Source organism: Aeromonas sp. R7-1, assembly GCF_040908115.1.
In the GTDB taxonomy this organism is placed as follows: Bacteria; Pseudomonadota; Gammaproteobacteria; order Enterobacterales; family Aeromonadaceae; genus Aeromonas; species Aeromonas caviae.
On sequence record NZ_JBFODD010000016.1, the window covers coordinates 40,365 to 62,882 of the forward strand.

Consider the following 22,518-nt stretch of genomic DNA (forward strand, 5'->3'; position numbering starts at 1 on the left):
GCTGGTTTTTTTATGGCCGGATGGCTCAGAGCATGCGGGCCAGGGCGCGGCACAGACGCTGAACACCCTCTTCTGTGGTCGCTTCATCCACACAGGAGAAGCTCAGGCGCAGGGTGTTCTGGATCTCGGGGCGCACATAGAAGGGGGCGCCGGGCACGAAGGCCACCTTCTCCTTGATGGCCTCGTCGAACAGGGCCATGGCACTGACGCTGGACGGCAGGGTCAGCCAGAGGAACATGCCCCCTTCGGGACGGGTGTAGCTGACGCCGGGCGGACAGTGGCGGGCGAGGGCTGCTTCCATGGCGGCACGCTGGCGACCATAGACCTCCTTGATCTTCTCCAGGTGAGCGTCGAGGGAGTTGTCGGTCAGGAAGCGGTGCAGCACCTGCTGGCTGAAGGCGTTGCTGTGCAGGTCGGTGGCCTGCTTGGCGATGGTGACCTTCTTGCGCAGCCAGTCCGGCACCACCATCCAGCCCAGGCGGAAGGCGGGCACCACCGTCTTGGAGAAGGACCCGAGCAGCACGGTGTTGTGGGGGGCCAGCTTGGCGATAGGGGGCAGGTGCTCCCCCTCGAAGCGCAGCTCGCCATAGGGGTCGTCTTCCACCATCAGCAGATCGTGGCGCACCAGGCGCTCGGCCAGGGCTTCCCGGTTGGCGCGGCTGTAGGATACACCACTCGGGTTCTGGAAGTTGGGCACGCCGTAGAGCAGCCTGGCGCTGGAGCCCTGCTCCAGCAGCGCATCCAGCGCGGCCAGATCCAGCCCCTCTTCACCCAGGGTGATGGGCTTGAAATTCGGTTGATAGACGGAGAACGCCTGGATGGCGCCAAGGTAGCCCGGCTCTTCGATGATGAGATCCTGCCCCTCGTTCACCAGCACCTTGCCCAGCAGATCCAGCGCCTGCTGGGAGCCGCTGGTGATGAGGATGTTGTCAGGATTGACGGTCATGCCGTGGCGGCTCAGGTAGCGGTCGGCGATGAACTGGCGCAGCGGGGCAAAGCCCTCGGTGGTGGCGTATTGCAGCGCGGCGGCTCCCTGCTCGCGCAGCACGTCCTGGCACGCTTGCTCGATGGCCTTGACCGGGAACAGATGGGGGTTGGGCAGGCCGCCGGCGAAGGAGATGATCTCCGGATTGGCGGCAACTTTGAGGATTTCGCGGATAAAGGAAGGCTCGACCTTCTCGAAGCGCTGGGCAAAAAACGGCTGCATAGGGTTCTCTCTGACTAGGTGGCGGTCGCTCCATTCAACCGCCAGGTTATCCGTTTGTATCAGATTTCAGAAATGAGGCAATGGCTGTCACAAAAATCCATAAAAAAGGGCAGGTTTGGCACCTGCCCGAATTTTATCGTCCCGACCCCGGTCAGGGGCGCAAAAACCCCTGTCAGGGGGACATCGGGCGGGATGGGGCTCAGAGCCCCGGCGCCTTGAGGAAGCGGATCATCAGGTCGGTGTTGGCCCCGAGCTGCTGCTCGATCCGGCCCGGGAAGAGCTCGGCCATCTTGTCGAGGCGATCATGCTCCGTGTGCCAGATCTTGCCCCACTGGGTCTCGCTGTCCCGGTCGCAGGCGCTCTTGGTGGCGTCGTCGTAGCAGTCCCACAGCGCCGGATTGGTGCTCTGGGAGTAGCCGTCATAGCCATCTTCCCCGTTGATGGTGAAGTTGGTGGCCTCCACGTAGGCGATGGGCACCCCCAGGCAGGCGAACGGCGCATGATCGGACCAACTGCCGGTCTCCCCTTCCGGGTAACCGCTGTAGCTGGGGTGGATGGCGAACGGGGTGGCGGTCTGCTGGGAGATGGCCAGCAGGCGATCGCGCACCTTGGGATCGAAGCTGTAGCGGCTCGGGTCGGCGCAGTTGTACTCGGCCACGTCGGAGTGGGCCGAGTGGACATAGACGATGTCACCCCCGGCGATGGTGTCGTAGTTCACCATGGCCAGCAGCTTGGCGACGGCATCGGTGTCGAGACTGGCGGCATAGGCTTTGGATCCGTTGAGGCCGTTCTCCTCGGCGCCGAAGAAGGCGAAACGCACCGTGTAGGGCAGGGTCTCTCCCTTGAGTGCCTCGGCAACCGCCAGCAGGGCGGCGACGCCAGCCCCGTTGTCGGTGGCGCCTTCGGATCCTTTCTTCTCGCCGGTGCTGTCATAGTGGGCACCGATGAGGATCACCTTGTCGCTCTGACCCTTGAGCTCGGCGACGATGTTCTGGGAGGTTCGGTCTGTGCCGCCCCGGGTGTAGGTGAACGGCTGGTTCTGCACCTCGTAACCCCAGCCGGCCAGGTGATCCTGGATCCAGGCGGCGGCGCGGGTTTCGGCCTCGGTGCCAGTGGGACGAGCGCCTATCCCTTCTGCGCCAGAGCTCAATTGCACCAGAAATTCATGGGCCTGAGCTGCGGGGGCAGGGGGTTGGGAGTCGTTGTCAGAGGGGTTGCAACCGGCCAGCAGGGCAGGCAGGACGAGGGCCAACAGGGTTTTCTTCATACTGCAATCCTTTGTTGTATATGGTTTTATTTTTCCGCATCAGGATGAACCCGACGTCCGGCAGATTCTGTGAAGGGGGTGGCATTTGTCAACCTTGCCGGTGGATGTGGGCAGTCCCAGGGGATTTGTTGTGGGAAACACTTGCGCCTTGTGCCTATCTTGGGATAATTCGCTCCCCTGTTTTTGCGAACTGATGCAATAACGAGCGATCCATTTATGTCGGCTCTGTTCCAGAGCGATGCAATAACGAGCAATTTACTATGTCTGTGACCCAAGATGTGTTTAACGAAGACGGCAAGTTCATGCGCAAGATCCGCAGCTTCGTCCGTCGCGAAGGCCGCCTGACCAAAGGGCAGGAGAAGGCCCTGGAAGAGCTCTGGCCGGTCATGGGCATCGATTTCGCACCAGAGCCGCTCGACATGGTGGCCCTGTTTGGCCGCGAGGCACCCGTGGTGCTGGAGATCGGGTTCGGCATGGGCGCCTCCCTGGTGGAGATGGCCAAGAACGCCCCCGAGAAGAACTTCATCGGCATCGAGGTGCACTCTCCGGGTGTGGGCGCCTGCCTTGGCACCGCCCAGGAGGCGGGCGTCACCAACCTGCGCGTCATCTGCCACGATGCGGTGGAAGTGCTGGAGCACATGATCCCGAACGGGTCTCTCTCCTGCCTGCAGCTCTTCTTCCCGGACCCCTGGCACAAGAGCCGCCACCACAAGCGTCGCATCGTGCAGCCTGCCTTTGCCCAGGACATCCGCCAGAAGCTTGCCATCGGTGGCGTCTTCCACATGGCCACCGACTGGGAGAACTACGCCGAGCACATGCTGGAGGTGATGAGTGCCGCCGAGGGGTACGAGAATACCTCCGCCACCGGCAACTGGGTGCCCCGTCCCGACTGGCGCCCCCTGACCAAATTCGAGCAGCGTGGCCATCGTCTGGGCCACGGTGTCTGGGATCTGATTTTCAAACGAGTCAACTGAGTCAACGTATCAACTAAGGAGCTTTCATGGCCAACCGTAGCCGCCGTCTGCGTAAGAAACTGCGCGTCGATGAATTCCAGGAAATGGGGTTCGACATCAGTTTCAACTTCCCGGTCGGCACCGCCGAAGAGACCATTGATGCCGTGGTCGATGCGCTGATCGACGAGGTGATTGAGCCTCGCAAGCTGGCCTTCGCCGGCTCGGGTCACCTGGCCTGGGAAGGGATGATCTGCACCCAGCAGCTCGGCAAGTGCACCGACGAAGACCGTTCCGCCGTTCAGACCTGGCTGCAAGGCAAAGGGCTGGAGGCCGTGGTGGTCACCGAGCTGTTCGATCTCTGGTACGGCGAGCCGGCCTGATATCTGACTGCCTCCCGGGCAGATAGAAAATCCCGCCGCCGGCGGGATTTTTGTCGGTGGGCTGGCCCCGCCTCGTTTCACGTCATGGAATAGCCAATGGTGTTGTCATCCGAATTACTGGCCGGCATCCTGGAAGAGGTGCGTCCGCTGCTCGGGCAGGGGAAGGTGGCCGATTACATTCCCGCCCTGGCCCAGGTGCCTGCCGACCGGCTGGGGATCGCGGTCTGTACCGTTGAAGGGGAATTGTTCACCGCAGGTGACGCTTTCGAGCCTTTCTCCATCCAGAGTATCTCCAAGGCCCTGAGCCTCACGCTGGCCTTGACCCTCTATCAGGAGGAGGAGATCTGGGCCAGGGTGGGCAAGGAGCCCTCCGGCCAGCCGTTCAACTCCCTCGTCCAGCTGGAGTTCGAGCAGGGTATTCCCCGCAACCCCTTCATCAACGCCGGTGCCCTGGTGGTGAGCGATCTGCTGGAAACCCGGCTCACCGCTCCTCGCCAACGCACTCTGGAGCTGGTGCGCCGCCTGTGCGGCAACCCGGCCATCATGGCGGATCAGGTGGTGGCGCGCTCCGAGTACCAGCACTCCGCCCGCAATGCCGCCATCGCTTATCTGATGAAGGCCTATGGCAACTTCGAGAACGAGGTGGACAAGGTATTGCAGAGCTACTTCAATGCCTGCGCCATCCGCATGAGCTGCGTCGATCTGGCACGAGCCTTCGTCTATCTGGCCAACCGGGGTGTCCCTCTTGGCGAGAGCACGCCCCTGCTGCCGGCCCGGACCACCAAGCAGGTCAATGCCCTGCTCGCCACCTGCGGCCTCTATGACGAGGCGGGCGACTTCGCCTACCGGGTCGGCATGCCGGGGAAATCCGGGGTGGGGGGCGGCATCATGGCGCTGATCCCGGGAGAGCTTTCCATCTGCGTCTGGTCACCCGAGCTCAACAAGGCGGGCAACTCCCTGGCCGGGACGGCGGCGCTGGAGCTGCTGGCCGAGCGCCTGGGCCGCTCCATTTTTTAACTCTCTTCACTATGCATCGAGACGACATCATGAAACGAATGACTGGACTGTGGCGAAGCTGCCTGACCGCCTTGCTGCTCTGGTGTGCCTGGCCCGCGCTGGCCGCCGAGCTGCCCCCGCTCTCCCTAGCGGATGCCAAGGGGAAGGAGGCGGTGATCCTGGATACCCGCCCGAGCTATTTCTATCAGGGCTGGCCCATGGACGGGGAGAAGCAGGGGGGCCATGTGGCCGGTGCCGAGCTGCTCTCCGCAGAGTGGAAATACAGTGACGAGGAGTGGCCTGTGGCGCTTGCGAGCAAGGGTCTGAAGGCCGACAAACCCGTCGCCCTCTATGGGACCCCTCGCGAGGTGGCCGAGGTGGCCCGTCTGCTGCGCCTGCAGGGCATCAAGCAGCTGTTCGAGCTGCAGGGATGGAAAGAGGCGCCCCGGGAGCATCTGGCACGCTGGCAGCAGCTGGTCCATCCGCTCTGGCTGGCGGACTTGCAGGCAGGCAAACCGGTCATCGCCGCCCCCAAGGGGGAGTGGAAGGTGTTCGAGGTGGACTGGGGATCCCCCAAGGCCTATCTGCTGAGCCACATTCCGGGAGCCGGCTACATCGACACCAACCGGCTGGAAGGGGAGCCGCTGTGGAACAAGGTCTCTGACGAGGCGCTCAAGGCGCTGCTGCTGGAGAACGGCATCCGTCATGACACCACCGTCATCCTCTATGGCCGCAACACCATGGCGGCGGCCCGTGCGGCCCATCTGATGATGTATGCGGGGGTCGAGGATGTGCGGCTGCTGGACGGCGGGCTGGAGGCCTGGTTCGTGCAGCATCTGCGCACCGAGACCGGGCTGGCCAACAAGTTCACCCCGGCCAAGGAGTTTGGCGTGGCCATCCCGGCCCATCCCGAGTACTACACCACCCTTGACCAGGCCAAGGCCCTGCTCAAGCAGCCGGACGGCGCCCTGGTCAGCGTGCGCACCTGGGACGAGTTCGTGGGCAATACCTCGGGCTACAGCTACATCAAGCCCAAGGGGGACATTCCCGGGGCCAGATGGGGTCATGGCGGGGTGGATGCCAACAGCATGAGCGACTTCCACAACCCGGACGGCACCATGAAGCCCGCCCGCGAGATCCTCGCCATGTGGGATGAGTGGAATATCGAGCCGACCCAGCAGGCCGCTTTCTACTGCGGCACCGGCTGGCGCGCCTCAGAGGCGTTCTTCTACGCCTGGTTGATGGACTGGAAGCGGATCAGCGTCTACGACGGCGGATGGTTCGAGTGGAGCATGGATCCGGCCAACCCCACCGTCACCGGCGAGCGCAAGCCGGGCAACTGAGACGGCAAAGCCGAGCAGCGGAAATAAAAAAGCACCTTCATGGAAGGTGCTTTTTTTGTCTGCAAGGCATGGTGAACCGGGATCAGAAGGAGGCCACGCTGGTCTGGTCGTAGAGGCCGTACTTCCTCGACAGCATCTGGCCGCCGTCCCGGGTCAGGGGGACCCAGCTGATGTTGGCGCTGTCGATGGTGGACTTGAACATCATCAGGTCGAACGGGATGGTGATGTAGAGGCCCTTGGTGAAGCTCCCTTCGCCGTACTCTTCTGCCGACACATTGGTGAAGGTGGCAAAGAAACCGGCGCTGATCCCCGAATCAAAGGTCTTGGCGAAGTTGAACGTGGCGCCATAGTCCCCCGCGAGGTAGCGACCCACCGAGATCTGGGCGGTCACCTTGTCCAGAAACGCCGGTTGCCAGTAGGTGGTAACATGGCCGGTGGCGATCTGGTAATCGGCGAGCTGGAGGGTGTTCTCCCAGTCCCGCTGCCTGACCAGGTTGAGATCGGCGCCGATGGCCCAGTTGCGGTTGAAGGGGCGATACAGGGCCTCCCCGCCGACACCGGCATACATCATCTCCAGATAACCGCCATAGGCCTGGCCGTACCAGCCATCGGCAAACTTGTCCATGTGGGTGAGCTGCAGGTTGTTGAGCAGCACATTCGATGACGTCACGTACTCCCGCACCCAGGTACGGACCCGGGGCAGGGCCTCTCCATCGGGCGGCGGCTCGGTGTAATTGAACTTGTCGTAGTTGTTGACGAGGTTGACGAAGACGGTGCTGCTCACCCAGTCGTGCTCGGTCATGTGCCAGTCGGTGTTGGCATTCAACCCGAGCTGGTACATGTAGAAACTCTCGGCTCCCCCGATGGACTGGCTCAGCTTGGGCACTATCTTGAAATCCCATGAGCGGGGGTCGGCTCCATGGCGCAGTGTGCCTTCGACGGGGGCCGGTGGCTGGCGGCTGACCTCGATCTCTTGTGTCTGGCCTAGGGGGAGATCGCTGTTGGCACGACGCACGGAGTCGAGATCGACTCGGCTCTCCTGCAGGGGCATCCCCTGCTTCTGCTCGATGATGCGCAGCTCTTTCACCGTGGAAGGCAGGGCATTGACGGCCAGCAGGGTGGCTCGCTGCTCGCTTTGGGCCTGCTCCCTGTATCGGGTCTGCTCTGCCTCCAGCGTCAGGGTCTCCTTGTCACTGTAGAGTGAGGCCTGTTGCCAGCCCCCATTGCTGGCCAGCTGGGAAGAGAGCGTCGACCAGTCGACCTGCTCCAGGGAGTCGACCTGGCTGGCCTGATAGGCCGGAACGGGGGGATCCATGACCTTGGGCAGCGACAGGGAGGGGTCGTTGAAGTTGGTATGCCATGTCAGCCCCCACATCAGGGTATTGCCGCGCTGATAGCTGAGGTGCATGTCGAACACATCGTAAGGCTGGTAGACGATGCCCACATTGATGGGGGTGCTCTGAACGATGGCCCCCGCCGACTCGTGACTGTAGTCGTTGCCCTCGTATTCGAGCTTGAGCCTGAGGGGCTGCCAGGGGGTCTGGTACTCTATCCCTCCATAGAGGGCCGCCGGGCCATGGAACAGGCTGCCGAATTCAAACTTGCCGCCGCTGCCCGAGAAGCCGTCATCACGCTGACACCAGCCTTCACGGACTTCACAGAAGGGGTTCTTGATGTTGCCGCTCTGACCCATGTTTCCCCACGCCATTCCCAGGGTGAAATCAAGGTTCTTGTAGCGTTTGCTGGCGACGATGTATTCGCTGTCAAAGAGCCCGGTCCCCATCACATCGCGCAGGCCCACAGAGACCTGCGGGCGCCAGGTGGATTCGGTCCAGAGTCGGGCTTTGACATCCAGCCCCTTGTCCTTGTAGGTCTGGTCGCCACTGAAATTCTCGTCATTGCTGTAGAGCCGGGTGCGAATGTCGGTGTATCTCAGGGTGGCTTCCAGCCAGGAGAATGGCTGCATGGAGATGGACCAGCGCCGGTATTCCTGGTCATCCATGTAGTTGAATGAAAACTCGCCTTCCGGTGCCATGCGTGCCGTCGGCATCTGGAGCAGGCCCACGCCACCAAAATCACTCTGGGTGGGGAGGAGAGGCGAGAAGCTGTCCGTGTTGGCAAACGCGAAGGGGGAGGCAAGCAGCGAGAGAGTGGCGATTCTGGTCAGCATTACTCGGGTATCCGATTAGCAATCATGTCGGCAATACGGAGATTGATGTTCTTGAACTGGGCAGGCAACAGCGCCGGATCGAAACCGGCAAACAGGGTTGCACCCGGCATGGGCTCGATATGGTATTCGTTCCACACCGCGACGGGGGACAACTGGACGCGGCCATCCGGCTGGATGAGATAGACCTCGCCAGGGTTGGCGCCGGGTAGCAGACTGTGGCCCTGCCAATATTCAGCCAGCCCCTTGGCGGGTTCATGGGGCATGGACCTGCGACTGTTGATCAATCCCAGCAGGTAGAGGCTGGATGGCCTGCGAGAGAGATAGAGAGAATAGTCGCCAGAGAGACGAGGGTTGTTTGCCGGCTCCACTCTGCTGAGATCCGGATCCAGCTTGATGTCAATCCGGCCGACCACATCGAGCTGATCCAGCTCGCGCAGCAGTTGCTGGGTGGCCTGAACCAGACCGCCCTGATGCGCTCTCATCCAGAAAACCTGGAGGGCTTTCAGATCGCTGAGCAGCTGTTCTTTGGCTTGCTGTGCAGACTCATCTTCGGCGGGGGAGGAGATGATGGCGGCAGGCCAGTAGACGTCGCCGGGCAAGCCGGGCGCATTCAACAGCTGTTCCAGACGCTGGCTATCGGAGAGGGAAATGGTGGTCTTGCTGGCATGGCCGACCATCACCCGGGTGATGCTGTCGGCATGAAGCCAGGGGGCATAGCCAATCAGAAGCGAGAGTATGATTTTTTTCATGGTGCATAGGGCTTGGTGAAGACCATCTCGATGGTGCTGTTGTCAGGGCCGATGTGCTGAATGGTTTTTCTGACCAAGCCCGTCTTTTTGTCCAGCCAGTAATAATTCCGCCACGTCAGGTCATCCTTCACCGACTGGACCGTCTCTTCGTAGAGGGAGGTCGTCAGCACGGCGCCATTGATATCCAGATTTTCATCAGCCAGCTGTTTGAAGATGGTGTGGAGGTTTCTTCCGCTGTGGCGAAGTTGCGCCCATTCGGCCAGATAACTGAATTGGGCATCGCCGGGAATGACGGCCTGACTCAAGGGATCCGCCATGGTGGCGGCGAAATAGCGAAGGTCATTATCCAGCTTGAGCGTCTTGGTAATTCGACCATGCTCGGTCACTATCAAGCCTCTGTCGCTGCTGACCCAGGAGAGGCGATCCCCCTCGGCAAAGGCGAGCACGAGCAATATAGTGGGTCTGTCATCAATGGTGAGCAATGCACTGGCATAGGGCAGCTTTTCGATGGCTTCCGGGGTAATGCTTATCTCATCATCCGCAGTGAAGATATATTTGAGCTGTTGATAGCTATCAACGTTGCTGTCTGCACAGCCAAACAACAACATTGATAGCAATAAAAGAATGCGCTTGATTAGCATGAAAGCATCACTGAATAAATAGAGAAATAATAAAGACTGCCCTGAGGCAGTCTTTATTTCATTATATCAACGAGCTGTGCTGGTGACAGTCGAGGGGTTGTCGTCGTTGTTGTTGCTGGCAACGGCAACGGCAACACCGATGGCAGCAGCAGCGGCTACGCCAACGGCCAGGGCACCAGCGGTGATGCCACCGACAGCAGCACTGCCAGCAGCACCAGCACCGGCAGCGGCGCCAGTGCTGGAGCCTGCGCCAGCAGCGACTTCTTCAGCAGCCATGGTCGGGCTGGACAGGGCCAGCAGTGCAGTCATAATCAAAACACTCTTCTTCATATATTTCCCTTATAAAATCAGAATAGTCGACGATCGTTCTACTCTATTGTGATGGCAAGCCATCGTTTTTGATCAACTTGCATCCATTATTTTTTATCATGACGGAATGCAAATCGAACCAAAATTATCATCACCCCCAACATGCCGCCCAAGAGGGCACCCAATACGACGATGAGTGCCCGTTTCGGCTTTATTTTCTCTTCGGCGATAACGGCAGGGTCAAGCACTTTAAAGACATATTCCTGATTGACTTCGGCGAGCATCAAGGTTTTGGTCTGCTCTTCTATCAATTGATAAAAGACTTTCTGCATATCGGCAACGGAAGTCTTGGAGAGTTGTTCGGTCAAATAGGCGATATTGCGTTTTGACTCCTCCTGATCCCGCTGTTTCATGGTGCTGTTGAGATCGTCGATCAACCAGTCCACCCACTGTTTTGCCAGTTGAGGGGAGTAGAAGTCGACGCTGACGGTCAGCAGCCCTGTCTTGGGGTCGCTGTTGAGATTGACCAGGCTCCTGAACGCCTTGATGAGCTCCCAGTCAGTGGGCTCGGGAGACCTGCCGGGCGGCATCTCGCGGACCCACTGTTGGGTCTGGGTGTCATAGACCTCGGGGTTGATGAGCAGCTCCCCCGTGGTTTTATCCATGCCGGTGGCGGCGATCAGGGGGACGGCCAGTTGATGGCGACGAATGAACTCCCCGAGAAACAGCCGCGACTTGCCCACCTCGATGGCGATGGAAGCCTTGTCTCCTCCTTTATTGCCCAGATCGACCCCGGCCAGACTGGCCAGCCCGCCGAAGCGGGAGGCCAGCGCGGAGAGTCCTCCCCCCTGTTGTTCAAGGGAGGGGGTCAGGAGCGCTTCGGCACGATAGATGTTGGGACTCCACAGTGCGAAGGCAACGGCTAGACAGGTAGCGATCAATGTGGTGGCAAAGAGCCACCACTTGCCTTGCCACAGGGCAATAGCCAGCTCTCGCAGGTCGATTTCATCGCTTGCCGGAGCAAGATCCCTCGGCAAGGGAATGACGTTCGCTTTTTGTGCTTCCATGATGATTTGATGAGTCCTATGGAATATGACTGGACGCGTCCAGCGCGTTACTTGATGGCGGACCAGGCGACGCCCAACTGATACATGATCTGGGTTGCCGAAGACATGATGCTCAGGTTGTCCAGATAGTCGGAATCCACCGGCACTATGATGGTGTCCCCCGGCTCCAGGCTCTTGCGTCCGCCAAACCAGCTGTCATTGGGCAGCATCACGCTGCCGTTGGCCTTGATGACATAGACGCGATCGGTATCGGCTTGTTTCTTGGTACCACCGGCCAGGCTGATGTACTCGTTGATACTGGTCTCCTCTTTGTAAATATGGGAAGAGGGGAACTGCACCATGCCCGCGATGGAGACCACGTTCTGCATGGTCGGGATATAGAGTTTGTCGCCATCCTCAAGGAGGACGTCCGACTGCTTCTCTCCGGCCAGCAGGGCTGGCATGTCGATGGTCATGCGTCCTATGGCCTTGCTGTTTTCCAGCTGGTTGACCACCGACATGGCTTCGGCAGGGGAGCTGCTGTAGTTGGCAATGGTGCTCTGTCTGCGCAAGGTCATGGTCGAGATCTCCTGGCGAAGTTCATCGCGCAGCATCACCAGCCGCTCTTCCTCCTGCTTGCGCAGGGCCTTGCGGGCGAAGATGGCCCCGTTGGGGTTGGCATAGGTCGTGATGCCACCCACGCGCTCGATCAGATCGTGCAGGCTCTCTCCCCTGCGCACGGTGTAAGTGCCCGGGAATTTCACTTCACCGAAGACCTGGACGGTCGCCTCTTCCCGCCATTGGGGATGGGGCAGGACGTTGATGTTGTCCTTGGATTGCAGCAGCGGTGAACCGTAAGGGCTGTTGGCGGTATCCAGCGAGAATCGCTCGTTCTGTACCAGGATGCTGTCGCCCCGCTCATTGACGCGGGAGAGTTCGACCACGTTGGCCTGCTCGTTGAATCCGCCGGCGGCCAGGATGGCATCTGACATGCGGCTGTTGTCGGTCAGCGGGTAGAGACCCGGGTATTTCACTTCGCCACGCACTTCCATGATCTTCACCGGCTGGCCCAGGGTAGACTGTGCCTTCAGGCGTTCGATGACAGGCGCCAGAAGGGCTTGCCGTGAATCGGCGACCACTGCGTCCGTGGCGGTCTTGTCGGACAGGGAGGAGAGCTTGATCTGAGTGTCATTGTTGAGCTCGTCACTCTTGACATCGGCGCCTGTGGAGACATCGGTCCGCATCATGGCGGCGTTGTCCAGCTCTCTTGCCTTGGTCTTGAGATCCTTCACTCTCGTCGAGGTCGCGGCAGTCTCTCTGAGCCGGTCAGTGGCATCGTTGCGGAACACCAGCACCTGATCCCTGGCCTGGAGTACCACATCGTCCTTGCTGCCCGGCTGTTGCAGCGCCTTGCCCAGGTTGAACTGGATCACGCTGATATTGCGCTGGGAATCCACTTCCCTGACGACCAGGGCATAGCTCAGATCGGTCGCGGAGATGAGATCCCGCTGAACGCTCTTGAGCAGGTTGCTGATGCGGGTGCCCGGGGTGTAGCTGTAGACGCCATCACGCACCACGGCCCCTTTGACGACGATGGCCTGACTGTACTCGGTGCTGCTCGGTTTGACCGAAATCTTGTCGCCGTCCCGGATGCTGAACTGACGGTCATGACCATTGGCCAGCGTCAGGTTGAAGACCTTCAGACCGGTGTCTGTATGACGTTCTACCGAGACTTCCTGCAAGGCGGACGCCTTTACGCCACCGGCCAGGGCGAGCACGTCCGCCAGGGGGGCAGAATTTCTCAATTCGTAGATGGCGGGGCGTTTGACCAGTCCGCTGATGGACACTTCACTGCCTTTGGCCGGGACGAAGACGGTATCTCCCGCCTGCAGGCGAATATCCTGGCTGGTATCCCCCCAGACCAGCATTTTGTACAGATCAACATCGATGACTTTCTGTCCGGCCCGCTTGACCTGGATCTTGCGCAGGGAGCCGACGGTATCGATGCCGCCTGCCGCCTGCAAGACCTGGGTGACGGTCGCCATGCCGCTGACATTGTAGGCTCCGGGGCGATAGGCATCCCCCATCACAAAGACCTGCATAGCGCGCATGGAACCAAAGCTGATGAAGGAGTTGACGCCTATCATCTGCTCCTTGATCCGGGTTTCAAGGTCGCTTCTGAATTGCTGGAAGGTCAATCCACTGGCAGAGATAGGACCGAGACTGGGGAAGTCGATGAAGCCTTCTCGACCGACGCTCAGGTCATAGATCGCGTTTTCCTTGCCATACAGCTGTACATGGATTTCATCCCCCGGGCCAATGACATAATCATCAGCAACGGGCATGTCGGTCACCGGGGCATCCAGAATGGGTTCCCCAGCGAATACATTGTAACCGAATGGTTGGAGTTCCCCTGGCTGGGCTACCCCTGCGATCAGCGGGCGTTGGGATACCTGGCTATAGTCGACCTCCCGTGGCGCCGCCACCGGCGTTGACGGGGTGACAGGGGTCATGGCGCTGGCATTCTGGAACTGGTCGACAGAAATACCATATTGCTTGGCCAGAGCCTGTTGCTGATCAGCGGGGAGGCGCTTGAATTGTTCCATCATCTGCGGGCTGATTTGCGGCGCAGCGAATGCATTTAAACTAATCGCAGCTAATATCCATGGCGCTGTTATAAATTTCATTTTAGGTAAAGCCTTGCAATGTGTTTGTTCAGATTGCTGAAGATGGTGGGTAATAAATAGGGTGTTTACTCGGCGATTGAGTAAATTAGACTTTCTTTATATATCCGTGAAAAATAACAAGCCCCGTATATTAGAACATGCTTGTGTGACGTTTTTATATGCAAGGCACCCAGGTATATGGTAGGTCCGGGTATGCTCAGTGTTGTCAGCATGAGGAGCAAACCACCCGCAGGGGCAGGGATGGCATGACTGGTACTTGGCGTCAGCGTGTTGCCCCGTGCACGGTAATTATTGTGTCTTTACTCATTATGAGTGTCACAACGTCCATGCTGGTCAGGGATAAAAAGACATGGCTACCGCATCCGAAGGGCAAATCGGCATGGGATGTGTATTTTTTGTTATTTTTTCAGATTGGACGACACTCTGCGTCGTATCCCGATGGTCAAAGCGTCAAATTGTTCATTGTATTGGCAATGACTATGAGATTTGTTTTTCGCGCGGAAATCTATCAAAAGTGTATTTTTTTGCAACATATATCAGACAATTTCTATGACCAATCTCGGATTATTCCTTTCTTTGAACAGAAGGCACAATAAATGACCGGGTATGTGACTGTGTGTTGATAATTCAGCATGCCGGACGTAATGACTTTGTTTCTGGTATCTGTGTGGGGGTGTCGTATGGATTTTGTCTGGTGGGGTTGACTTTTTGCTCTAATTTGTAGTTTCTGTAGTCTGAAACCCATGCTGAGCTAGGCTTCACCTATCACCGCCAGGGTGAGCGTGAAGAAGGGGAGAGTGATGAAAGCTGTGATGATGCTGGTTTGTCTGTTGGGATTGGCGGGGTGTAGCTCCCAATACATCATGAGCACCAAGGATGGCAAGATGATTGCCACCGACAGCAAACCCAGGTTGGACGAGAGCACTGGCATGTATCGCTATTACGATGAAGAGGGGCGGGAGGTGCATATCAACAAGGACGACATCACCCAGATCATGGAGCGTTGAGGCTCTCCTCAAGCAACAAGGGCTGCCCGGGGGTAGCCCTTGTTATTTTTGGTGCTCATGCCGTCTGGGGCACCTGACGGTTGACCTGGCCGGCAAACAGCTGGTGGAAGCGGGAGTGGGAGTTGGCCAGCAGGCTCACCGGCGACCCCTGCTCCACCACGGTGCCAGCCTCCATCACCACCACCTTGTCCACCGACAAGAGCGGCTCCAGGTGGTGGGCGATCACCAGATAGCTGGCCTCCGGCCGGTAGCGGTAGAGCAGCTCCGCCATCTTGCGCATGCCGCCGTGATCGAGGTCCGAGGTGGCCTCGTCCAGCACGATGAGCGGGCGGCGCGACAGCAGAATGCGGGCGATCACCAGCAACTGGGTCTCGCCAGCGGAGAGTTGTAGCCTGTCGAGATCCTCGTCCAGCCGCCCGGCGCAGCGCTCGGCCAGTCCCACCCGGGCAAGCGCCTGCTCAAGCATGGCGTCCTCATGCTCGGTCAGGGGCGCCAGATTGGCCCGCAAGGAGCCAAAGAAGGTGAGCGGGATCTGGGAGACGGTGTCGTAGAGATCGCGCACCGCCTCCGGTGCAAGTCGTGACAGTGGCTGATTGCCGTAGAAGATCTCCCCCTGGGAGGCGGGATACATGGCCTGCAATACCCCCAGCAGGGAGCTTTTGCCTGCCCCGGTACGCCCGCACACACCCACCTTTTCACCGGGGGCCAGCTCGAAGTTCACCTTGTGCAGTGCCCACTGGCTGGTCTGGGGGTAGCGCAGCCCCAGGTTGTCGAAGCGCACTGCGGGGTGAGGGGTGGCGAGGGCCTCTCCCTCCTGGCGTTCGCTCTCTATTTCGCTGTATTCGCGCACCCGCTCCACCGCGTTCATCACCTGTTCCACTTCGGCAAAGGTGCGGATGAGGGAGTTGAGCATGGCGGAAGCGGTAAAGGCATAGGTGATGGCAACCGCCCCCAGTAGCGGGCTGTTGCCAAAGGCCACCATGAGTGCCACGGCCCCCACCAGGGCGGCGGAGAGCAGAGTCTGGTGCATGCCGAGCCAGCGGTTGATGGAGGTGGTGGTGTACCAGCTGCGCAGGTTGTTGTCATAGTGGTGCAGCACCTGGTCCAGCGCGAAACGCTCGGCCCCGGCCAGGCGCAGGGCGGGGGCGCCGCGGATGGTCTCGCTGATGCTGATGTAGAGCGGAGAGCGCAGCACCGAGGACTGGCGCCGCAGCTTGAGTTGCACCGCCCGGTAGCGGCGCTGCAACACATAGAGCGCCCATCCCACCAGGGGGGCGATGAGCAGCAGCAGGGGAATATTGATGCCGATCACCACCACCTGCAAGGCCACGGACACCAGCATGCCGAACAGTCCCACCAGCATGGAGAGCAGCATCTCCTGCGCCTCCCCCAGATCCCGGTCGAAGCGGTTGAGGATGCGCCCCTGGGGCACCTTGTCGAAGAAGGCCATGGGGGCGCGGCTGATGCGCCCCAGCATGCCGTCAAACAGGGTCCAGGCCAGCTTGAGGCCGAGTTTGTAGTTGATGACTCGCACCGCCATGATGCAGGCGAGGGAGCCCGCCCCCAGCAGCACATAGATGCCGAGCAGGGTCGTGACGTCGCTCACCTCGGCTTTGCCGCCGAGCCAGAGATCCGAGGCGATGCGCAGCCCCTCCTGGCCCAGGGTGAGCAGCAGGACGAGCAGGATGGCACCGGGGGCGGCGAGGCGCTGCCACATGAAGCCAAACAGCCCCCAGTCCACCTTGCCCTCCACCACTTTCTCCTCGCTGAACTGCTCCGCCTCCTGAGGGGGCACCGGCGGGGCGGGCTGGGGATGCTGGACAAGATCCGCCAACTGGTGGGCATCGAGCTCCACCAGGCGCCCCTGCTCGATGCGGATCACCCGATCGCACCTGGCCAGCACATCCGGATCGTGGCTCACCAGGAGCCGGGTCGGCCCCGGCTTGAAGACGAGCCCCTGCTCCAGTACCTGGGCCGCGACCATGGGGTCGAGCGCAGACAAGGGGTTGTCCAGCAGCAGGATATCGGCCCGGGCGTAGAGGGCGCGAGCCAGGGCGACCCGCTGCTGCTGGCCGCCGGAGAGGCGGGTGCCGAGCTCGCCCACCAGGGTTTGATCCCCGTGGCTGAGCAGCGCGAGATCGGCCGTGAGGGCGCAGGCGCCGAGCACCCAACGATAGCGCTCGGCGTGCCAGGGCTGGCCGAACAAGATGTTGTTGCGGATGGTGTCGTTCATCAGCCAGGGTTTATGGCCCAGATGGGCAACCCGGCCGTGGCGACGGATGCTGCCGGCAAACTCGCTGTCAAAGCCGGCAACCAGATGCAGCAGGCAGCTCTTGCCCGCCCCGGTGGCCCCGGTGATCCCCACGAGCTCCCCCGGTGCGATGGCGAGGTTGGCTCCCTCGAGCACTGGTTTTTGCTGGTGCAGGGCACTGACGCCTTCCAGGTGGAGGGCCCCCGCCGGCAGGGCGGGATCATCGAGTTCCCGATGCTGCTCCGGGCTGTTCAGGAACTCGCACAGCCGGTTGAAGCCGGTGTTGAAGTTGATCAGGGTGCGGATGAGGTAGGGCAGTCGCATCATGGGGATGCGCAGCACGGTAAACAGGGCGATGGTGGTGAACACCTGGGGCAGGGTGAGGGTGTTGCCCGACGCCAGGTAGGTGGTGAAGGTGGCCAGGGTCACCAGCAGGGGAGTGCTCAGCATCAGCCCTTCGTTGATGGCATCGAGCCTGAGCACCCGGCCCAGCACCCCCAATTCCTGCTGGCGCTTGGTGTTGGCCGCCCGGGTGAAGAAGGGGCCAAGCCCGTTCTGGCGCACCAGCCGCAGCTTCTTGATGTATTCCGCCAGGATGCCGTTGCGCTCGTCCTGTTGACGCTTGAGCTGCTGCTCCTGCTGGTTCATTCGCCGTACCACCCGGGTGGAAATGAGCAGCAGCAGGGCCAGCACCGCGAAGCCCACCAGACCGGCACTGCCCACCTGCCACACCAGCAGGGCGATGGTGCCGATGAGTTGCAGCGCCATGGTGACCGGCATGGCGGGGTCAGCCAGGATCCAAGTAATGTCCCACACGTCCCGGTTGATGAGGTTCTGAACCCGGCCGCCGGCCCTGTCGTCGAAGCTCTTGCCACCCTGCTTCATCACCTTGGTGAGCAGGGATTCGGCCAGCAGACGGCGGATGGGCACGTGCATCTTGAGGGCCAGTTGCAGGGAGTGCTCCGCCAGCATGCCGGCGGCGAGCACGGAGGCGAACAGGGCCAGGGACAGCAGCAGCTTGTGGCCGGTGGTGGCATCGGTGCCGAGCTGGGTCATGCTGTGGTTGAGCAGCCAGGGGCTGGCCAGGGTGGCGAGCATGCCGAGCAGTTGCAGCAGGGTGAGCAGGCCAATCCGTCCCTTGTAATGGCGCCAGATAAAGGCGGTCAGGGGCCAGGGGCGCACAGGCTGGCGGGCGGTGAGCGCGAGGAAGGCGTCGGCGCGGCCGTCGCGCCTGTCTTCCGGCAGCAGGGGATAGAGATCGTCGAGACTGACCTGGGGCTGGGTCAGCCCCTTGCGCAGCAGCGGGCCGGTCCAGCGATAGAAGAGGCGACTCAGCCAGCCGGCCGAGATTTCCGGATGATCCAATGGGTGTCCTTGTTGTTTTGTGTTGCTTCCATGGGCGGGGCGGCTCATGGGCCGCCCTTGAACTTGTTGTCTTGCTGCGGGCGTGCGCCCGGCGGGATCAGTGATCCCGGTTCATGCGGATGAGCCGATCCAGGATCCGCTCGCCATCGACCCGCAGGCCGTTGTGTTCGTACTCGTTGGTGATCCAGGCGCGGCTGTTGCCAAGCCCCTTCAGGGTGTCGCGGCTGTAGTCAAACTCCACGTACATGTCCTCGGCATAGACGGCGCATGCCACCGGCACAGTGTTGCGGGCCAGCTGCGCCGGGTCGTAGAGGGGACCCCAGTCCGCTTTCTGGGCAAGCAGATGGGCGGCCTCCTTCAGGGGGATGAGCTCGCGGAACTGCTCGAACATCCAGGGGAAGATCATCTCGCCGGTAAAGGCGAAATCTTTGCCTGGCGCCCAGGCCAGGGCAGGGAACTCCCTTCTCACCCGCTCGGCCGCCCAGTTGCTGGCACTCCCTTCGCAATAGATGAGCTCGTGCAGGATGGCGAACACCGGGTTGGTGTTGAACGGCTGCATGGCCTGCACTTGATAGAGGAAGGCGGGGTTGAGGCGTTCGCCGATGAAGGCGTCTTCCAGCAGGTAGTAAAGTGCCTCGAAGGCGCCGCTGGCCCCCAGATCCAGCCCCTGCTGCTGCAACTGCTCCACCGTCAGGCGCTGGCCGTTGGGCAGGCGCACGTCGTGGTGGTGCAGGTGGTTGGCCAGCCGGTTGGCCAGGGCCTGGGCATGGGGGAAGCGGGTGAAGAAGGCGCGGTTCTTGTCCGCCACCCGCTGGTAGGTGGCGCGGTAGACCTCATCCGCACTGCGCCCGATGGGTGCCACGCCGCCGGTGAGGTAGACCTCGTGCAGGCTCCGCGGGAACAACGAGAGGTAGGTGAGGCTGCAAAAGCCACCGAAACTCTGGCCGAGCAGGCTCCAGGGGCGCCCCGGGCTCAGCACCTCGCGAATGCATTCGGCGTCGCGCACTATGTTGTCGGCGCGAAAATGGCCGAGGTAATCCGCCTGCTCATCTGGGGTCATCCCCGCCAGGGCGTCAGCACTGATGGGGGTGGAGTGGCCGGTGCCGCGCTGATCGAGCAGCAGTACCCGAAACTCCTGCAGGGCCCGCTTGATCCAGCCGCCATCGGCGGTCGGGCGAGGAGCGCCAAACCCCGGGCCCCCCTGCAGATAGAGCAGCCAGGGCAGGTCATCATCCAGCTTGTCCTTGCGGCAGAGGGTGCGGCCAAACAGGGTGAGGGTCGCCTCCTCGTCGGGATGCTGGTGGTCGAGGGGCACGGTAAAAAAGTGTGGCTCGCAATGGATGCCATCCAGCACATAGTGCAAGGGGCTGCTCATCTGGGGTCTCCCTGAGGGTAGGAAAATCGTCGGCCTCATCATAGCCCTGGCGCAGGAGCGGGTCACGCCAGTTTTCCAGATTGTTAACAGAGATGGAGTCTGAGGTCGGTGCCGTACAAGGTGTGGTTTCGCCGCAGTTGACGGCGGGCTGCAACTGGACAAAGATGAGCCGCCTGCCGGGACGGGCAGGGATAGGTCAGCACCCCGGGTGCAGGAAACTGGATGGAGTTGGCTCGATGAAGCCGAGATGGATACGTGTTCGCAAGAGACGCACACAGAGGGATCCGGAGGGGGTGCTGCAGGTGGGTTTGCTGGTGTTCAGCGCCACCTGTGGTGCCACTCTGTTGCTGGCGGCCTGCAACGGCGGTTAGCTGAGTGAAACAGACCCGCTTGTCATGAGCGGGTTTTTTCATGCCGGAGCAGAAGGTCGGGACCTGCCTGTAGCCCTTTGCTGACGCGGGTTTGCGGTATGCAGAGTACGGCTGCTATGGTCAATTTACGACCGGATCCACAGAGGGAGGCGATCATGAACAGTCGTGAAAAAGTCCTGGCTCATTTGGCCACAGATCACCGGGTTGCAGGATTGACCGCCGGCGAGGCACTGGCTGGCATGAGCCACTCGATGAGTTCGCTCCTGCTGCAACAGGATCAGCACTTCTTCCGCCGCCATGCGGACGACCCCTGCCACGAAGTCGCCCGGGCCTGCTCGGCCGGACACGTATGGCATGGGGACGAAAACCACTACTAGCCCCGGCATGTGAGTAAATGACAGATGCAAAAAGGCCCGCTCATCTGAGCGGGCCTTTCGAATTTGGCTCCTCCTACTGGACTTGAACCAGTGACATACGGATTAACAGTCCGCCGTTCTACCGACTGAACTAAGGAGGAATAGTTGGTGCCCAGAGACGGAATCGAACCGCCGACACGGGGATTTTCAATCCCCTGCTCTACCGACTGAGCTATCTGGGCAACGGCGCGCATTAAACCCTTTCTGGACTGGGGTGTCAACCTTGCACCCCCAGTTTCTGGCATGTTTTTGCATAGGGTGAACCAAGTGGCGAGATAGTGTGCAAGGAGTCCCTCACTCAACACCGGGATCCGGTTGCCGGTATGTTCTCCTATCGAGGTTTTTTCCCTTTATGGAATTACCTTTTCGCTCTCTCACCCATCCCGAGCTTCCAACACGTGAGCCCATTTTTTGTCAAAAAACTGATGAACTAACGTGCATGTTTTTTGTGCGCTGAAAAGTTACCAGAAATTGACCAGACAGGTGGAATGTGTCGGTGCCTCTGTACCTCCGGTTGCCAGATCGTCTAAGTGTCAGCCCTGAAGACAATTCATGAGGAATAATCGAAAAAATAACCATGATTTTTTTAGATTGAAATTTAAAAATCAATTTACTTTGTAGATTAAAAGTTATTTCGTGACATAGATTTTACCTGTGGATAAGTCACGATTTCCCTTCAAATGAGGGCTGTTTATCGCTGGCTTTCAAAAGTCCTTAATTTGCTGGGGGATCCGATTTTACTTTTTGAATCGCCAGTCTTTGACTGAATCGCCCCTGGTTTTCTAGACACTTTGTTGCTGAAAAATAAACTGCCTTTCAAACTCTACCGGCGACAGCCCATCATTGGAACCATGACGCCTGATTGGGTTGTAAAACATCTCGATATAATCAAACACATCGCTGCGGGCTTCGTCTCTTGTCGCGTAAATCCTGCGCTTGATCCGCTCCCGTTTGAGCAACTGAAAGAAGCTCTCGGCGACCGCGTTGTCGTGACAGTTACCCCGTCGGCTCATGCTGCAACGCAGGTTGTGGGCCTTCAGAAAGTCCTGCCATTCACCACCGGTAAACTGGCTGCCCTGATCCGAATGCACCAGTACCGGCTGCTTGGGTTTACGCCGCCAGACGGCCATCAATAACGCATCAACCGCCAAGTCTGCCGTCATGCGTGACTTCATCGCCCAGCCGACGATCTGGCGAGAGAACAGGTCGAGCACCACCGCCAGGTACAGCCACCCTTCTTGAGTGCGAATGTAGGTAATGTCAGTCACCCAGGTGATGTTGGGGGCTGGCACCTTAAACTGACGTGCCAGCGTGTTTGGGGCAGCTTGCGTGCTCTTGCCTCCATAATGCCCCTTGCGGCGTTGATAGCCCGTTTGCGAACGCAGTCCCTCCCGCTTCATTAATTTGGCCACACGGTGCTTGCCGCAGGCTTCCCCTGCGTCACGAAGGTCGCGATGGATCTTGCGATAACCGTAGACAGCACCACTTTCCAGCCAGGATTGCTTGACCAATCCGGTCAGTCGTTCGTCCTCCTGCTGTCGTGGCGATGTGGGCTGTTTCAACCACGCGTAGAAGCCACTTCGGTGAACCCCCAGGGTTTGGCACAGGGTAACGACACTGTACCGGTCGAGTCGGGAGGTTATGAACGCGTACCTTTCCTTGACTCGCTGGCAAAGTACGCGGCGGCCTCCTTTAGAATATTGCGCTCCTCGGTGACCTGGCGCAGTTCAGTTTTCAGGCGGCGGATCTCGGCTTGCAAGGCAGACTCTTCTATTTGCTGGTCAGCAGGCTTACCGTACTGCTTGAGCCATGCATACAGGCTGTGGCTGGATACCCCGATGGCACGTGCAACGTCAGCCACCGGCCGCCCGCGCTCGGTGATTTGTTTAACGGCTTCGATTTTGAATGTTTCTGGATAACGCTGACGGGTCATAACACCTCCAATAGTTGCCTCATTTTAAGGCTGTGAGGTGTCTAGGGAACTG

The 22,518-nt window shown here is 60.1% G+C and carries 18 protein-coding genes and 2 tRNA genes; 7 read left to right on the forward strand and 13 right to left on the reverse strand.

The features are described 5' to 3' along the window. Nucleotides 1-25: 25 nt before the first annotated feature. A complete protein-coding gene (locus AB5Y51_RS02025; protein ID WP_128274183.1) occupies nucleotides 26-1,207 on the reverse strand; it encodes a PLP-dependent aminotransferase family protein in 1,182 nt (393 codons plus the stop codon). Nucleotides 1,208-1,406: 199 nt separating this feature from the next. Beyond that, nucleotides 1,407-2,474 (reverse strand): M28 family metallopeptidase, encoded by a 1,068-nt coding sequence (locus AB5Y51_RS02030; protein ID WP_103259610.1) that lies wholly within the window; start codon nucleotides 2,472-2,474, stop codon nucleotides 1,407-1,409. A 260-nt stretch (nucleotides 2,475-2,734) separates the two neighbouring features. Between AB5Y51_RS02030 and trmB the strand changes: the two genes are divergently transcribed. The 4 genes from trmB to AB5Y51_RS02050 all read left to right on the forward strand — a co-directional run bounded on the left by trmB (nucleotide 2,735) and on the right by AB5Y51_RS02050 (nucleotide 6,146). Then, nucleotides 2,735-3,448, forward strand: coding sequence for a tRNA (guanosine(46)-N7)-methyltransferase TrmB (trmB, locus tag AB5Y51_RS02035; RefSeq protein ID WP_010675501.1), 714 nt, complete (start codon nucleotides 2,735-2,737; stop codon nucleotides 3,446-3,448). 26 nt (nucleotides 3,449-3,474) lie between these two features. Next, nucleotides 3,475-3,807 (forward strand): YggL family protein, encoded by a 333-nt coding sequence (locus tag AB5Y51_RS02040; RefSeq protein ID WP_039040181.1) that lies wholly within the window; start codon nucleotides 3,475-3,477, stop codon nucleotides 3,805-3,807. A 96-nt stretch (nucleotides 3,808-3,903) separates the two neighbouring features. After that, nucleotides 3,904-4,824, forward strand: coding sequence for a glutaminase B (glsB, locus tag AB5Y51_RS02045; RefSeq protein WP_010675499.1), 921 nt, complete (start codon nucleotides 3,904-3,906; stop codon nucleotides 4,822-4,824). A 29-nt stretch (nucleotides 4,825-4,853) separates the two neighbouring features. After that, a complete protein-coding gene (locus AB5Y51_RS02050) occupies nucleotides 4,854-6,146 on the forward strand; it encodes a sulfurtransferase (protein ID WP_183148866.1) in 1,293 nt (430 codons plus the stop codon). A gap of 82 nt (nucleotides 6,147-6,228) precedes the next feature. Here AB5Y51_RS02050 and AB5Y51_RS02055 read toward each other — a convergent pair whose 3' ends face one another. From AB5Y51_RS02055 to AB5Y51_RS02080, 6 genes are all read right to left on the reverse strand, one after another. Further along, complete coding sequence (locus AB5Y51_RS02055) at nucleotides 6,229-8,316, reverse strand: YjbH domain-containing protein (RefSeq protein WP_368177975.1); 2,088 nt, start codon at nucleotides 8,314-8,316, stop codon at nucleotides 6,229-6,231. Beyond that, complete coding sequence (locus AB5Y51_RS02060) at nucleotides 8,316-9,065, reverse strand: capsule biosynthesis GfcC family protein (protein ID WP_323923647.1); 750 nt, start codon at nucleotides 9,063-9,065, stop codon at nucleotides 8,316-8,318. Before AB5Y51_RS02060 ends, AB5Y51_RS02055 begins: the two co-directional genes overlap by 1 nt. Further along, nucleotides 9,062-9,706, reverse strand: coding sequence for a YjbF family lipoprotein (locus AB5Y51_RS02065; RefSeq protein ID WP_368177976.1), 645 nt, complete (start codon nucleotides 9,704-9,706; stop codon nucleotides 9,062-9,064). The genes AB5Y51_RS02060 and AB5Y51_RS02065 overlap by 4 nt, the downstream gene beginning before the upstream one ends. Before the next feature lie 66 nt (nucleotides 9,707-9,772). Beyond that, a complete protein-coding gene (locus AB5Y51_RS02070) occupies nucleotides 9,773-10,015 on the reverse strand; it encodes a hypothetical protein (protein ID WP_199770528.1) in 243 nt (80 codons plus the stop codon). Nucleotides 10,016-10,122: 107 nt separating this feature from the next. Further along, a complete protein-coding gene (locus AB5Y51_RS02075; protein ID WP_042865023.1) occupies nucleotides 10,123-11,082 on the reverse strand; it encodes a Wzz/FepE/Etk N-terminal domain-containing protein in 960 nt (319 codons plus the stop codon). A 47-nt stretch (nucleotides 11,083-11,129) separates the two neighbouring features. Next, nucleotides 11,130-13,670: an SLBB domain-containing protein gene (locus tag AB5Y51_RS02080; RefSeq protein WP_368177977.1), complete on the reverse strand. Its 2,541-nt coding sequence runs from the start codon at nucleotides 13,668-13,670 to the stop codon at nucleotides 11,130-11,132. Nucleotides 13,671-14,548: 878 nt separating this feature from the next. Between AB5Y51_RS02080 and AB5Y51_RS02085 the strand changes: the two genes are divergently transcribed. Then, entirely contained in the window at nucleotides 14,549-14,755 is a 207-nt protein-coding gene (locus AB5Y51_RS02085) for a YgdI/YgdR family lipoprotein (RefSeq protein WP_048207004.1), read from the forward strand. Nucleotides 14,756-14,810: 55 nt separating this feature from the next. Here AB5Y51_RS02085 and AB5Y51_RS02090 read toward each other — a convergent pair whose 3' ends face one another. Together AB5Y51_RS02090 and AB5Y51_RS02095 are read right to left on the reverse strand one after the other, a co-directional pair. Further along, nucleotides 14,811-18,371 carry an ATP-binding cassette domain-containing protein gene (locus AB5Y51_RS02090; protein WP_368177978.1) on the reverse strand — a complete coding sequence of 1,187 codons (3,561 nt, stop codon included), beginning with the start codon at nucleotides 18,369-18,371 and terminating at the stop codon, nucleotides 14,811-14,813. Between the two features lie 97 nt (nucleotides 18,372-18,468). Continuing rightward, nucleotides 18,469-19,746, reverse strand: a complete 1,278-nt coding sequence (locus AB5Y51_RS02095; RefSeq protein ID WP_048207008.1) for an alpha/beta hydrolase — start codon at nucleotides 19,744-19,746, stop codon at nucleotides 18,469-18,471. Nucleotides 19,747-19,982: 236 nt separating this feature from the next. On the opposite strand from AB5Y51_RS02095, the gene AB5Y51_RS02100 reads away from it, so the two are divergent. Both AB5Y51_RS02100 and AB5Y51_RS02105 read left to right on the forward strand, forming a co-directional pair. Next, a complete protein-coding gene (locus AB5Y51_RS02100) occupies nucleotides 19,983-20,117 on the forward strand; it encodes a hypothetical protein (protein WP_080560565.1) in 135 nt (44 codons plus the stop codon). Nucleotides 20,118-20,272: 155 nt separating this feature from the next. After that, nucleotides 20,273-20,494: a hypothetical protein gene (locus AB5Y51_RS02105; RefSeq protein WP_010675494.1), complete on the forward strand. Its 222-nt coding sequence runs from the start codon at nucleotides 20,273-20,275 to the stop codon at nucleotides 20,492-20,494. A gap of 64 nt (nucleotides 20,495-20,558) precedes the next feature. On the opposite strand, the gene AB5Y51_RS02110 is transcribed toward AB5Y51_RS02105, so the two are convergent. The 3 genes from AB5Y51_RS02110 to AB5Y51_RS02120 form a co-directional block, all read right to left on the reverse strand. Continuing rightward, nucleotides 20,559-20,634 (reverse strand) — tRNA-Asn (locus AB5Y51_RS02110). 5 nt (nucleotides 20,635-20,639) lie between these two features. Further along, nucleotides 20,640-20,715, reverse strand: a tRNA-Phe gene (locus tag AB5Y51_RS02115). A gap of 600 nt (nucleotides 20,716-21,315) precedes the next feature. Next, nucleotides 21,316-22,466 (reverse strand): IS3 family transposase gene (locus AB5Y51_RS02120; protein WP_319903933.1). Its coding sequence is split into 2 segments (ribosomal slippage): nucleotides 21,316-22,229 and nucleotides 22,229-22,466, totalling 1,152 coding nucleotides; the frame shifts between segments, so codons are not numbered across the junction. Nucleotides 22,467-22,518 lie beyond the last annotated feature (52 nt).